General features: G+C 41.9%; 11 protein-coding genes. 6 read left to right on the plus strand and 5 right to left on the minus strand.

The features are described 5' to 3' along the window. Window positions 1–72 precede the first annotated feature (72 nt). Entirely contained in the window at window positions 73–1,491 is a 1,419-nt protein-coding gene (locus V7K46_RS00935) for an MFS transporter (protein WP_335110149.1), read from the plus strand. Window positions 1,492–1,573: 82 nt separating this feature from the next. Here the strand turns inward: V7K46_RS00935 and accD are convergent, their stop codons facing one another. The 5 genes from accD to V7K46_RS00960 form a co-directional block, all read right to left on the minus strand. After that, on the minus strand, window positions 1,574–2,524 hold the full coding sequence (accD, locus tag V7K46_RS00940; RefSeq protein ID WP_335110151.1) for an acetyl-CoA carboxylase, carboxyltransferase subunit beta: 951 nt from the start codon (window positions 2,522–2,524) through the stop codon (window positions 1,574–1,576). Between the two features lie 592 nt (window positions 2,525–3,116). After that, a complete protein-coding gene (locus tag V7K46_RS00945; RefSeq protein ID WP_335110297.1) occupies window positions 3,117–3,986 on the minus strand; it encodes a prepilin peptidase in 870 nt (289 codons plus the stop codon). Between the two features lie 123 nt (window positions 3,987–4,109). Beyond that, the gene (locus V7K46_RS00950) at window positions 4,110–4,370 is read right to left on the minus strand and encodes a hypothetical protein (protein ID WP_094329947.1); all 261 of its coding nucleotides are present in this window, start codon (window positions 4,368–4,370) and stop codon (window positions 4,110–4,112) included. A gap of 197 nt (window positions 4,371–4,567) precedes the next feature. Next, window positions 4,568–5,656, minus strand: coding sequence for a 3-isopropylmalate dehydrogenase (leuB, locus tag V7K46_RS00955; protein WP_335110153.1), 1,089 nt, complete (start codon window positions 5,654–5,656; stop codon window positions 4,568–4,570). A 350-nt stretch (window positions 5,657–6,006) separates the two neighbouring features. Then, window positions 6,007–7,278: an APC family permease gene (locus V7K46_RS00960; RefSeq protein WP_335110155.1), complete on the minus strand. Its 1,272-nt coding sequence runs from the start codon at window positions 7,276–7,278 to the stop codon at window positions 6,007–6,009. Window positions 7,279–7,400: 122 nt separating this feature from the next. On the opposite strand from V7K46_RS00960, the gene V7K46_RS00965 reads away from it, so the two are divergent. The 5 genes from V7K46_RS00965 (at window position 7,401) to V7K46_RS00985 (ending at window position 14,078) form a co-directional block, all read left to right on the plus strand. Further along, a complete protein-coding gene (locus tag V7K46_RS00965; protein WP_335110157.1) occupies window positions 7,401–8,321 on the plus strand; it encodes an NADP-dependent oxidoreductase in 921 nt (306 codons plus the stop codon). Window positions 8,322–8,697: 376 nt separating this feature from the next. Next, complete coding sequence (locus V7K46_RS00970) at window positions 8,698–10,260, plus strand: GAF domain-containing sensor histidine kinase (protein ID WP_335110159.1); 1,563 nt, start codon at window positions 8,698–8,700, stop codon at window positions 10,258–10,260. 414 nt (window positions 10,261–10,674) lie between these two features. After that, window positions 10,675–11,625 (plus strand): ABC transporter ATP-binding protein, encoded by a 951-nt coding sequence (locus V7K46_RS00975; protein ID WP_335110300.1) that lies wholly within the window; start codon window positions 10,675–10,677, stop codon window positions 11,623–11,625. 44 nt (window positions 11,626–11,669) lie between these two features. Next, on the plus strand, window positions 11,670–13,439 hold the full coding sequence (locus tag V7K46_RS00980) for an ABC transporter permease subunit (RefSeq protein ID WP_335110161.1): 1,770 nt from the start codon (window positions 11,670–11,672) through the stop codon (window positions 13,437–13,439). 156 nt (window positions 13,440–13,595) lie between these two features. Continuing rightward, window positions 13,596–14,078, plus strand: coding sequence for a pentapeptide repeat-containing protein (locus tag V7K46_RS00985; protein ID WP_335110163.1), 483 nt, complete (start codon window positions 13,596–13,598; stop codon window positions 14,076–14,078). Window positions 14,079–14,114: the final 36 nt, after the last annotated feature.

The raw sequence follows: 14,114 nt of genomic DNA on the forward strand, positions 1-14,114 counted from the left end.
TATTAATGAAAGCATACTGAGTTCCTCCCAACCGGATTTATATCAGAATGTTTTACTCATTAAACATACATTATGGATTTTGTTCAGGTTGAAACAACTTCGCCACTGACTCTAGAAATTTCCCAGATTACCTTACCACCAACAGCACTCTCTCCAACCTCTCGAATTCCCAAGGATACTATTCGCACAAGTCTAAGAGCCTCCACTACAGATTCTGTCTTAGCAGCGGTTTACTCCCTTGGAACTGGGGGGATTTTACTCAGCAATTTCTTGGTGGAATTGGGTGCTAGTCCAGTGGTATTTGGGATGGTTTCCTCTATCCCCATGTTGGTCAATCTGGTTCAGCCGTTGGGTGCTTACTTGTCTGAACGCAGTACTAGCCGCTTTCAATATTCTCTTCGGACACACGGAATTGGTCGGCTGCTATGGCTAGTTCTAGTAATCAGTATTGCAGGCGTAAGCTGGGGAGTAGTTAATACTCACCAGTTAGTGATATTGACACTCTTGATTGTCCTATTTAGCAATCTTTTAGGAGGACTAGGAACAGCATCGTGGTTAAGTTGGATAGCAATGATAGTTCCCCGGCAATTGCGAGGCAGGTATTTTGGCATACGCAATAGTGCTGCTAGCCTCACGAATTTGGTTTGCGTACCAATGGCCGGTCTAGCTGTATCACATTGGTATGGTGGAACTCTGCAAGGCTATGGGGTGATTTTGCTGGTAGGCATCGTGTTTGGAATTATAGGATTAGGGTGTCAGTATTTCCAAGTGGATATAAATCCGCGCTCGGAAAATACTTATTATGGCAAGTTACCTCAAGCAAGTGAGATTCAGCCAGAGGTTGCTAAAGATGAATCTTCTGAAGTCGCTCAATCAATTCATCCACCACAAAACCAATTAGCTGATAGTTTTTGGAAAAACTCTAACTTTTTGAGATTTCTGCTGTATTTCAGCTTCTGGGCGCTTGCTGTGAGCCTCAGCGAGCCTTTTTTTAACCTCTACATGCTGGACAGGCTGGATTTGGATGTGAGCTACGTGACTATCTACAACAGCCTTCAGGCGGGGGCAACTTTGCTGATGCTCATCCTGTGGGGCAAATTAGCAGACAAGATAGGCAATCGTCCCATCCTCATCTGTATTGGGATTTTGGTTGCAGCCGCACCACTGCTGTGGCTGGGGATTGGTGTTAATCGCCTTGACATTTGGTTGTGGTTACCCCTGTTACACATCTTGAGTGGAGGGACTTGGGCGGCGATTGACTTGTGCAGTAACAATATACAATTGGCGATCGCACCAAATAAAAATCAGTCTATCTATTTTGCGATCGCAGCTGCCGTTGCTGGCGCGAGTGGTGCTTTGGGCACAACTATCGGCAGCTTCATTATCCAATTTGCTCAGTTTGGAGGCTTACTGGGGTTGTTCGCCCTCTCTAGTCTATTCCGACTAGCAGCGCTTGTTCCACTGCTTTTTATCAAAGAGCCGGGAAGATGAAAGAGTGAGGAGTTAGAAGTTAAAAGTCAGGAGTTATGAGTTTTATACTCATAACTCCTGACTTTTAGCTGCTCACTTTTGACTATTCTGCTGCGGTAGAAGTCAAGGACATTGTTTCCCACAACACCATATGAGGTGTTGTTAATACAGGCTGATGTAGGGCAATCAGCTGGGTTAAGGTGTTCTTTAATTGAGTACGGGGTACGATATCATCAACAAAACCGTGCAGAAGCAAATCTTCAGCAGTCTGAAAATCATCGGGTAGTTTTTCGCGTAGGGTTTGCTCAATCACTCGCCGACCGGCAAAACCAATGGTTGCCTTGGGTTCTGCCAAAATGATATCACCCAACATTGCAAAACTTGCGGTAACGCCGCCCGTGGTGGGATTTGTCAAAACGGGAATATATAATAGTCGGGCATCTTTATGGCGCTGTAGGGCTGCGGAGATTTTCGCCATCTGCATCAGGGAGAGCATTCCTTCTTGCATTCTCGCGCCACCGGAGGTGCAAACGATAACTACAGGATACCGCCGTTGAGTGGCTTGCTCAATCATTCGGGTGAGTCTTTCTCCTACGACCGAACCCATACTACCACCCATGAAACGGAAGTCCATAACCCCAAGGGCAATAGGCAAGCCGTTGATTTGACCCAAACCAGTTTTAACCGCGTCTATTAAGCCAATTTTATCCTGTAATTCCCGCAAGCGATCGCTGTAGAGTTTGCGATCGCGAAATTCCAGGGGATCGGTTGGACGCAAATGCTCGTCCAGCGGTTTCCAGGTATTGTTATCTATCAATTGACGGATGCGCTCATCACTGTCTACCCGATTGTGATGACCACATTCTACACAAACCATCTGATTGGCTTTCAGGTCTTTTGTGTATGTCAATACACCACATTTAGAACATTTATTCCATAGACCATCCGCAATTTCACGCTCTTGGCGTTCCAGGCTGGTAGATCCTGATTTTCGTCGATTTGCAAACCAATCAAATAGAGACTTTAAACCGCGTGATTCTTCGTTGTTAGCCATTTTTTATTTTATTTTAAGTGGGTATGAGGTCGAAAACATGTCAAACCGTATCGGGTTGTCCTTAGCCTTTTGTCATTTATTTTTAATTAATGACTCATGACTACATCGTCAAACTACGCTTTTAAGCAATTCAGACCTTAATTTTCATCTTTGGTTGCCAGCTTAACGAAAATACTTATGCCAATACAAGTCTCTTAGTCTTTATTTCAGCAGACTTAATTATATGGACGTACTGACAAAGCTATGAGAATACCAACCTCCAAATAAGATGCTCTCCCCTCCTACCCAAATCAATTATTCGTATTGCTAGGTTATGAGCAACCAGCATCTATTGCACTAGTTGTGCTTGCCAACGGTTAATCGTCGTTAAGAGGGTAATACAAGTCACAAGCTGAATATTATCAAAATATGAAGGGCAGATGGGGTAATGCTGGTTACAGTCACGAATTATAAATATTTCTTATGTAAGGGCATTGGGAAAAGGCAGAGGGCAGTTATTGCTGGGAGCAGAGGAGAAAGAGATAATTTTATTATTCTCCCCCTTACCCTCTGCCCCCTGCTCCCCTGCCTCTTCTTGAATCCTCACTCCAATTCAAGAGGCTGGAAAAAATAACCGCAGGTAGCTAGACAAAATAGCTTCGCCGCTAAACAGGGTAATCACAGATCCTAAAGCCAGAAAAGGGCCAAAAGGCATCTTTTGTCCTAACCTCTGTCGTGATGTCTCTTGACTGGCGGCTTCTCTACAAGACGCTTTGCGAATGCGTCTACGGATAATAACACTGCCGCCAACTAATGCGCCCAGCGCACAGGCAATAAAACTAGCCAAGAGCAAATATTTCCAACCTAACCAGGCTCCCATCATGGCTGCTAACTTGGCGTCACCCGCACCCATTGCAGCTTTACCAAAGGCAATTGAACCCAATATGGCGATCGCATCAAACAGCCATAAACCCAATATTGCACCAACTATCGCCATCATCAGGTGATTTACCAATGTTACCGAACTAGCCTCTGGTAAAAAACCAACCACCATTTGAAACAAAATCCCTACCACCAAACCCGACTGAGTAAGTGGATTGGGTAGAGTCATTGTATCTAGGTCGATAAGCGATAGCGCCAATAACCAACTACAAAAAGCCCAATAGCCTATTGTTAAAGTCGAAACTTGAAATACTAAAAAAACTAGTAAAAAAATTATGCCCGTTACCCCTTCTACTACAGGATAACGGACAGAAATTTTGCTTTTGCAATATCGACACCGCCCTCTTAACGAAATCCAACCAAATACTGGTACATTATCGTAAGCTTTTAGCTGGTTTAAGCAATGGGGACAACGAGAAGGCGGCCAAAGAATTGATAATCCAGCAGGTAGCCGATAAACAATAACGTTGATAAAACTGCCAATAGATGTACCTAAAGCAAAGACCATTACACTCGCCAAAACGGCGAACAAAATGTCCATATAGTCCTTTATCATTTGTCCTGTGTCATTTGTCGTTTATCTTTTGTCCTTTGTCGAGAGTTAATCAATATTGACTCTTAACCAATGGCTAATGACTAATGACCAATGACCAATGACCAATGACTAATACATATGCGATTCAATTTGACTCAAGGGCACAAAACATTCTTGAGGTAAGAGAACTGGTTGGTTAGTAAAAATAACCTTACCTCGATGATTCACACGATTAATTGCTACACCGGAAGGTTGCCCAGCAATTTCGGGATGTACTTCACAGTGAGTATAGTATATCTGCCCAGCAGCTCTGATTACAGCGGGATCAATCAAAGGCGATTGGTTCTTCGGGGCGGTAAAATTTACTTGACCTTGTCGTAATGCGTACACTATCGACTGTTCTTTGATTGCTAGATTTCCCTCTAGTTTACCCGAAACTTATAGCAAAGGTTGCCAAATTGCCCAGGTTGCACTTTAAAAACTCGTAATTCGTAATTCTGTAACAAAAAGGGGATTTAGACCCCACTTGAAAACTTAACTACCTGTGGGAGTAGAGGTCCCAAACGCTATGCTTAATTACAATGAAATTATTTTGTTTCAAGAGCTAGAATCAGTGCATTGCCCATAGCACGGCAACCCAAGAGATTTTTTCCTGGAGAGATTATATCCCCTGTGCGATCGCCTTGCTCTAAAACTTGCAATACGGCTTGTTCGATGTGATCTGCTGCTTTTGGCTGGTCTAAACCGTAGCGTAACATCATCGCCGCACTCAAAACCTGTGCTAGAGGATTTGCCTTATCAAGTCCGGCAATATCTGGGGCGGAACCATGAACTGGTTCAAACACACCAGGCCCTGAAGCGCCCAAACTAGCTGAGGGTAACATCCCAATACTACCCGTGAGCATGGCAGCAGCATCAGAGAGAATATCACCAAACAAATTGCCTGTGACGATGGTATCGAACTGCTTGGGAGCGCGTACCAACTGCATAGCAGCATTATCTACATATAGATGAGAGAGTTCGATATCAGGATATTCCGTACTAAGTTGGGTGATGCGATCGCGCCACAACTGAGATACTTCTAATACGTTCGCCTTATCTACTGAACAAAGTTTTCCGCCGCGTTTTTGCGCTGCTTCAAAGGCCACCCTCCCAATACGTTCAATTTCTGATTCGGTGTAAACCATTGTATTTACACCGCGTTTCTCACCAGTTTCTGTGGCAAAAATCCCTTTAGGTTTACCGAAGTAAATTCCACCAGTGAGTTCGCGCACCACCATAATATCCACGCCTTCCACAACTTCACGTTTCAAAGTCGAGGCGTCGATTAGCTGGGGCAAAATTTTCGCTGGGCGCAAATTGGCAAATAATCCCAAACCTGCACGTAGTCCTAACAAACCTGCTTCTGGGCGTAAATTAGATGGTAGGGAATCCCATTTATAACCACCAATGGCGGCTAGTAACACAGCATCACTGTTACGGCAAGTCTCTAGAGTGGCAGATGGTAGGGGTTCGCCTGTAGCATCAATTGCTGCACCACCAATGAGGGCTTCTTGGAATTCAAACTTCAGATCAAATTGATTCCCTACGACTTTCAGCACATCTACCGCCACTGCCATAATTTCAGGGCCAATGCCATCGCCGGGGAGTAGAGTAATCCGGTAGTTCTGGGTCATAACTGGTTTTTACTCGGTAAATGCTTGCAGATTAAATATCATACCTAGCAAAATGTACCGATGGAGTTTTTAATTTATTTGGGTGCGGCTCTTTTGATCCAAAGAAAAACGTGCTGCCCTATGCTTTCGGAGGTATTCGCCCCCAATGGCCAAAACGAGGAAAGGAAAACCAGGAAAAACAGAGTCAGACCCATCCAGGACTTACGCACAGGTAATGGAACGAACCACAGAGGACGCAGAGAACACGGAGGAATAAGAGTTTGAGAGGTTTTTTGCGTAAGTCGTATCATCAACATTATCTGTTCCCAGATTCACTTTTGAAATGCGTCCTAGATTTAAGCAAAGCTTCTTCAAAGGTGTAACTGTCGGTTCTTGGACAAGTAGTAGATTACTTCGATACCTATGGCTACTGCTACCATGAACACTAAAACCCAGACGGTTTGTGGATCTGTTTGCAAAGCAAACCAAATTAACATTCCTAGTGCTACCAAACATATTCCAACACCTAGAAGTGAAATCCACTGCTTACTTTTGGTATAACGATGCATCCGAGCATTAGCTAAATTAACCGCAGCAAATATCAGGAGAAACCCGGCACTACCCATCGTTGAGATTCGACTTATATCAAAGAAATTGGCGATTATTAGAGTAATACCACTAGTAATAAATAAGCCAATTGAAGATTGGTCACGGCCATTTATTTCGCTGCCATCAAACCCTCTAGATTTAGCAATAACAGAGCTAAAACGAGCTGAACCGTAGAGTGTTGCGTTACTAGCTGAGAGAGTTGATAAAAGAGCAGCAATAGTCATCAAAACAGATCCGAATTGCCCCATAATTGGTTTGGCAACCTCAGCCAAAGCATAATCTTTTGCTGCCAATATCTGTTCTATTGGTTCTGCTCCCAATGTGACGAGTGCTATTAAAACGTAAAGCAAAATAACGAACCCGATTACAGAGTAATAAACTCGTGGCAAAGTGTACTTGGGATTGACAAGATCCTCTGCTGTATTGGCGATTAGCTCAAAGCCTTCATAAGACAAGAAAATCACCATTGCTCCTGCGAAAATTGACTGTAGCGACGACACTGAAGCTGGTTGTATATGGGAAATGTCGATATGACTGCTCCCCATAAGAATGAACAGGATCAAAATCCCCAGTTTGAAGCTGACAATCCAGATTTGAGATTTACCAATATGATTAGCAGTCAGTAGATTTAGTCCAGTTGTCCCTAAAATTGCCAAGCTAATCAGTAAGTGCTTCCAAATAGGTTGAGTAGATGTGAATAGGCTAATTCCGTAACTACCAAAAGCCTGCAAGTAAAAGGAAAGCATGACTACATAGCTAAACCATAGTAAAAGATTCAGTGTTCCACTAAACAGCCCTAGACCAAAAGCCTGGTTTAAGAAGGTTACTGTCCCGCCTCGGCATGGATGAGCTACTGAAAGTTTTGCATAAGCATAAGTAGTTATCAAAGCTATTGTCCCGGCGATCGCAAATGCTAGTGGTGCGCCTGCATCAGCTATTTGAATTACAACTCCCAGCGCTGGAAAAAGTCCACCGACGATGCCTCCTACACCCAATGCCCACACAGACCAAAAACCTATTTTTTTGCTTGACACCTGTAACCTCTTTAAGAATAGATAGTCTTATAGTCGTTGACCAGCACGCAAATAATCAAGCTGAACATTCTTATTACACTCTTCTCTGTCCATATCTATTGAATTAAACAGGAGCGAGGAAAATGAAAGCAATAGTAATCAAAGAATACGGCAACGATGACGTTCTAAATTATGCCGATGTCGAACGCCCAAAGCCGAAGGCGGACGAAGTTTTAGTTAAAGTTCACGTCGCGGGGGTTAATCCGGTTGACTGGAAAATCCGCAACGGTTTGGGCGAAAGGCTCGGTCTGAAACTACCCATCATGCTCGGCGGCGAGATTGCCGGAACAATCGAAAGAATCGGCGATAATGTCAGAGGTTTCAAAGAAGGTGATGCGGTTTACGGCATCATAAGCTCTGGAGGTTTCGCCGAATACGCGATTGCCAAAATAGGTGATATTGTGTCTAAACCCCAAAGTCTCGATTTCGAGAACGCAGCGGCGGTTCCACTCGGCGCGTTGACCGCATGGCAGGCGATTTTTGATTTAGCCCATCTCAGCAGTGGGCAAAGAATTTTGATCATCGGTGCCTCAGGCGGAGTCGGTTCGCTGGCTGTTCAACTTGCCAAAGCAAAAGGCGCATACGTCATTGGTACGGCTTCAGGACGCAATGAAGATTTCGTCAGAAATTTAGGCGCGGATGAATTCGTTGATTACACAAAGCAAAACTTTGAAGCAGTCGTTAAAGACGTTGATGTTGTCTTCGATGCGGTCGGCGGCGACACGTTTGAGAAAGCGTTCCAAACTTTGAAAAAAGGTGGCTTCCTGGTAACGTCAGTAGCGTTTCCGTCCGAAGAAAAAGCGCAGGAATTAGGCGTCAAGGCCGCGCGGGTCCACTGCAAGCCAAACGCAGACCAATTAGCTGCCATCAGCGCATTGGTTGACGAAGGCAGATTGAAAGCGCACGTCGCAACCGTTTTGCCGCTCGTAGAAGTGAGAAAGGCATTCCAACTTTCCGAAAGTGGGCGTACACGCGGCAAAATTGTTTTGCAAATTGGGACATAATTTTGAAACACCAGGCGCGGCAACAGCAACTTACCCAACCGCAGCTTAACAAAGCGCTATACCCGACCGCCTATAGCTTTGCTGTTCCTCACTGTGCTTCCGACGGCGGGTGCGCTTAGTCGTTAGATGGAGCTTGCGCAAAGCGTAAGACTTTGACCACTCCTAAATCTTGATTTTTGGAGTTCATCAATAAGCCAATCTTAGTAGAATTTTAATTTTGAAGCAGAATAAGGGAACTATAGGTAAGAGTTGATCTTTGTCGCGTCTAGTATAATTATGGCTTCACACAATCAAGGCTTAGATTTGCCGCCAGTTTCCTTTTTAAAACTTTAATACTAGACTGATTGTTAATTCTCTTAAACTCTTATCTAAAATCATGTTACAGCCCAATAACAACTTAGAAAAAGCCAGTTATCAGCCTGTAGAATTACTACAAATAGAAACACTCGAAGCAGCAAATTCTCAGAGGATTGTTGCTATCACCGTTGAAAAAATCCGTCAATCTCTTGACTTAGAATATATTTTTCAGACAACTACTCAAGAAATTAGGCAATTATTCAACTCTGACCGCGTAATTTTATATCGTTTCAATCCAGATTGGAGTGGAACATTTGTCTCTGAATCTTTCGCACAAGGGTGGTTACCTCTAATTCAGCAGCAAGTGGATCAACCAGAAATAGTAGAAAATGTCAGCGAATGTAGCTTGAAAAATTTATCTATTCCTCCAATTGTGGATACTTATTTACAAAACACACAGGGAGGACGCTTTTCTCAAAATGAAACTTATCGTGTTTGTGACGATGTTTCCAGTGCTGGCTTTAGTAAGTGCTACCTGAAAATTTTACAGCAATGCCAGGCAAGAGCTTACGTAATTACTGCTATTTATCAAAGTCAACAACTTTGGGGACTACTAGCAGTTTACCAAAACGATGCACCTCGAAAATGGCAAACAGATGAGATATATATACTTAGCCAAATTGCTTCTCAGCTAGGTGTAGCATTACAGCAAGCGGAATTACTCAAACAAACTCAAAGTCAGAAAGAAGAACTCGCCGCAGCTCTCAAAGACTTACAGCAGGCTCAAGCTCAGTTAATTCAAAATGAGAAAATGGTCAGTTTGGGGCAATTAGTGGCTGGAATTGCCCATGAAATTAACAACCCAGTTAGCTTTATTTACGGCAATCTGAAATCAGCTGATGAATACACCCAAAATTTATTTTCACTATTAGATATCTACCAAAAACATTATCCCCAATCAATCAAGGCAATTGAGGAGTTTACAAATTTCATTGAACTAGATTTTTTAAGGTCAGACTTCCCCAAATTATTCAAATCGATGCTCATGGGAGCAGAGCGGATTCGAGATATTGTTCTTTCCCTGCGGACTTTCTCACGCTTAGACGAGGCTGAAATGAAAGCAGTTGATATTCATGAGGGAATTGATAGTACGATAATGCTCATTCAAAGCCGCTTCAACCCTGCTAGCCAGCGCCGACAAATTGAGGTGATCAAAGAATACGGTAACCTCCCCTTAGTTCAATGTTATCCTGGGCAGTTAAACCAAGTATTTTTAAATATTTTAGTGAATGCACTCGATGCTTTAGAAGATTCAGTAGTTAAAGGTCGGTGGACAACAAAAAAATACAATTTAATGGATAATCCCCGAATTTATATTCGCACCCAATTGCTAGAACCAGATCAAGTCATTATTAGCATTGCCGACAATGGGCTAGGAATACCAGAAGATACTTTAAAGCAAATATTTAATCCCTTTTTTACGACCAAGCCTGTTGGACAAGGTACAGGGATGGGACTGGCTATTAGTTACCAAATTATCACACAAAAACATGGCGGTTCTTTAGAATGCATTTCGCAATCAGGAGTTGGTGCTGAGTTTATTATTCGTATTCCCCTGATTCAACTTGTGTCAAATTTATAACGCTTGGTATCATGTCTCCAGCTTTTTAACAAAGAGGCAGTTCTTTAAGCCAAATTCTTTATACTTGTAAACTTTGCTGTAAATGAATCTGATTTTTAATATTTTTGATATATAACTGTATAAATTGCTTTAACAAGGCATAGTGGGTCATAGCCCTCATGCCTTTGGGGCAAGTGGAAGTTATGAAAATCATAGATTTAATTTGACCAAAAACCATAGCGATCGCTCCCGCTAACCCTTTCTTCCAATTTTTTAATGATTATCATTATCAGTTAAATATTGTTTCTTGATTTTCTTGGGATAACTTATTCTTTGGAAGTCCCTTAAAGCCAGTTTCAATTTCTGAAACAAGCCTGACAAAAGCTGTAAAAAAAGTTAGGTTAAGTGTTAATTACAAGCCGCACCCCAGCAGCGATGGTAAAAGAATTAGCAATTTGCACCCGTGGACTAACTAAGCAATTTGACCGGCATATTGCTGTCAATGATATTGATTTAGAAATCCAGGCGGGGGAAGTATATGGACTGATTGGGCCGAATGGTGCGGGTAAAACAACTCTCATCCGAATGTTGGCAACTGCTGAGGAACCAACTACGGGTGAGATTTATATTAATGGCGATCGCCTACTTCGTGACAAGAGTAATTCCAAACTTAAGCGTCGTCTAGGCTACTTACCCGATGACTACCCGCTGTATGAGGATCTGACAGTCTGGGACTACCTAGATTATTTTGCGCGTCTCTATCGCTTGCGAGAACCACGCCGTACTCAACGCCTGCATGAAGTTTTAGAACTAATCCAACTTGGTAATAAACGCAATAGCCAAATAGCTACTCTGTCGCGGGGGATGAAACAGCGCTTAAGTTTAGCGCGAACCATTATCCACGAACCGATTTTACTACTACTGGATGAGCCTGTTTCAGGACTTGACCCCATTGCTAGAATGCACTTTCGCGAAATCATTAAAGCTTTGCAAGAAGCTGGGATGACTGTAATCATTTCCTCCCACGTTCTCAGTGATTTAGCGGAACTGTGTACTTCTGTAGGAATTATGGAACTCGGCTTTTTGGTAGAAAGTACCTCGTTACAACAACTTTATCAACGTCTTGCCCATCAGCAAATTGTGATATCAACTTTGGGAAACCTAGAGGCACTTTTAAGAGAATTGAAACATCATCATTTAGTAGAAGAGTGGGAGGTGATTCCAGGAAAAAATAGCGTGCGGGTAAATTTTTCGGGGAAAGAAGAAGATAGTGCTGAGTTGTTGCGATCGCTGATCAAAGCAGGCATTACCCTGACTGATTTTCACTGTAAGCAAGAAGACTTAGAAAGTATTTTCCTAAAATTAGGTCACAAACAAGCATCTTGATTAGTCAATAAATATCACTCCCCATTTTTGGAGAATTTTTTCCTATGATGCCCAATTTAATAGACAAGATTGGCGATTGGAATCCGCAATTATTGCGGGAACTCAAAGGACGGCTGAAATTTTTTAATGTAGCGATCGCGGTTGCAACGTCCTTACTGCTGCAACTGGTAGTTTTTTTATATCAGTTACGGGAATTTCCTGATGATAAATACTCACTAACTGGAACATACTGTCGTTTGCGTAAACTATACGAACAGCAGCAAAATGGGGTTTATCGACAATCAAATCAATCTCAAATTGCTCATTTAAATGATTTCCTTTCAAATAATTATTGTCCTCAAAACGAAATTGATTGGGAGTTGTGGTGGCAAAACCACTGGGAATATATATTTCTAACATTTAGTGTAATTTTTGTATTTACACTATTAGTTGCAGGAACTTATTTGTTAATCAACGATTTAGCCAAAGAAGAAACTTGCGGTACGCTGAATTTCATCCGTCTCAGTCCTCAATCAGAAACAAGTATATTGACTGGCAAGTTACTAGGAGTTCCGAGTTTAATTTATCTCATTATCTTAGTAGCAGTTCCTTTACATTTGTGGGCTGGGCGTTCTGCCAATATTGCCTTTAGTTACATTTTGAGTTACTACGCTATTATTGCTGCTAGCTGTGTTTTCGTTTACAGTGCTGCACTACTATTTGGCTTAGTTAGTCGTTGGTTTAGTGGTTTTCAGCCTTGGTTAGGTAGTGGTGCAGTTTTCCTTTTCTTGTGCATAACGTTTCAGATAGCATCATTTAATAATTCAACGGCTTGGCATAATTCAACAGCTTGGTTGAGGCTGTTCGCTCCTTGGGATGCAACAAATTATTTGTTTCCTAACTTGTTCCACTTCTCCGATGGTTCTATAATGGAAAAGTTGCAGTTTTTCTATTTTCCACTGGGGACAAGTGTTGTTAGTATTGTTGTCTTCCATTTATTAAATTTGGGATTATGCAGTTACGGTATTTTGCAAGCTCTTAAACGTTGCTTCCGTAATCCTAAAACCTCAATAATCAGCAAGAAACAAAGTTATTTGTTAGTAACTTTTTACCAATTTATGATCTGGGGAGCTACCCTACAAAATGGTAAAAATAATGACACATGGGATCAACAGGTTGGGGAAAATTTCGTTTTGCTAGCACTGTACAACTTGGTGTTGATTTTAAGTTTAATTGCTGTTCTTTCCCCTCAGCGTCAAGATGTACAAGATTGGGCAAGATATCGACATCAGGGAGTTTCTAGCCACAAGAGTGTTTGGCAGGATTTAATTTGGGCCGAAAAAAGCCCTGCACTCGTGGCGATCGCAATTAATTTAATAATTGTTACTATTCCCTGGTTAGTTTGGCTTTCATTTGCATCTATTGTTGACGCAAACGATGGCCGAACTTGGATCGTTAACGAGATTGACAGGTTTAAAGTACTTTTAACTATAGCTTTGTCTATCAGCTTAATGATGATTTACGCTACCATCACCCAATTAATACTTTTGCTGAAAACTCCTAAGCGTTCTTTCTGGGCAATTGGGACTTTAGGTGCAGCCGTGTTCCTACCACCGATGATTCTAGAATTTATCGGTATCTCCTCGTGGAAACATTCTACTGTATGGATGTTTACAACTTTTCCTTGGGCAGCTGTAGAATCTGCTGGGGTGACAACAGTTTTCATGGCACTGTTAGCTGATTTGAGTGTTCTAGCGTTATTAAACTTCCAGTTGACAAGGCAAGTGAGATTAGCAGGCGAATCTGCTACGAAAGCATTATTGGCAGGACGTTAGGTAAGTAGTTATCGATACACGTTAAATGTTAGATCCCCGACTTTGTAAAAGTTGTCGGGGATCTTGTTTTTTATGAATGATTTAAGACTGCTATATTATCTATTATTTGCCTACATCTGCTGTTAAATTTTTAATCAGCACGACAATCTGAGAATCATGTTAAATCTCCCGACTCAAGACTTACGCAACATAGCTATTCAGTTTTTAGAACAAAGTCCCCCACAGCGTCTAGAAATTCTTAATAATCTGGGCATAGCTCGTTATGAATTTTTAACCAAAGTACGACTAAATGAAGCAAACATCATCTGTATAATGCGATTTTTTAAATCTCCAAGTCAGCTAAAGTTTCCTAATCTTATAGGAGCAGATTTATCTGGTTTAATTTTAGATGGGGTAAACTTGATTCGAGGAAATTTATCAGAAGCAAATCTACAAGGTAGTAGTTTAGTCAATGCAGACCTCTTATTTGCAAATTTTACGAAAGCCGATTTGAGAAATGCAGATTTACAAGGTACAACTCTTAATGAAACTATTTGGTTCGAGACTTTAGTAAATAAGTGTCAGCTTGGCTTAGGTACTGGTTTAACTCAGCTACAACATCAAGATTTACAACTGCGTGGAGCTAAATTTAATTCTTGAAAAGATAGTAATTAAAACACACCAAATTATAAGATG

Origin of the sequence: Nostoc sp., from assembly GCF_036917395.1 — a bacterium.
GTDB lineage: Bacteria > Cyanobacteriota > Cyanobacteriia > Cyanobacteriales > Nostocaceae > Nostoc.

Excerpts from the sequence above, each read along its gene's own strand:
- V7K46_RS00975 (WP_335110300.1), top strand. The coding sequence starts at position 10,675 with ATGGTAAAAGAATTAGCAATTTGCACCCGTGGACTAACTAAGCAATTT.
- V7K46_RS00965 (WP_335110157.1), top strand. The coding sequence starts at position 7,401 with ATGAAAGCAATAGTAATCAAAGAATACGGCAACGATGACGTTCTAAAT.
- V7K46_RS00935 (WP_335110149.1), top strand. The coding sequence starts at position 73 with ATGGATTTTGTTCAGGTTGAAACAACTTCGCCACTGACTCTAGAAATT.
- V7K46_RS00970 (WP_335110159.1), top strand. The coding sequence starts at position 8,698 with ATGTTACAGCCCAATAACAACTTAGAAAAAGCCAGTTATCAGCCTGTA.
- V7K46_RS00945 (WP_335110297.1), bottom strand. The coding sequence starts at position 3,986 with ATGGACATTTTGTTCGCCGTTTTGGCGAGTGTAATGGTCTTTGCTTTA.
- V7K46_RS00985 (WP_335110163.1), top strand. The coding sequence starts at position 13,596 with ATGTTAAATCTCCCGACTCAAGACTTACGCAACATAGCTATTCAGTTT.
- accD (WP_335110151.1), bottom strand. The coding sequence starts at position 2,524 with ATGGCTAACAACGAAGAATCACGCGGTTTAAAGTCTCTATTTGATTGG.
- V7K46_RS00980 (WP_335110161.1), top strand. The coding sequence starts at position 11,670 with ATGATGCCCAATTTAATAGACAAGATTGGCGATTGGAATCCGCAATTA.
- leuB (WP_335110153.1), bottom strand. The coding sequence starts at position 5,656 with ATGACCCAGAACTACCGGATTACTCTACTCCCCGGCGATGGCATTGGC.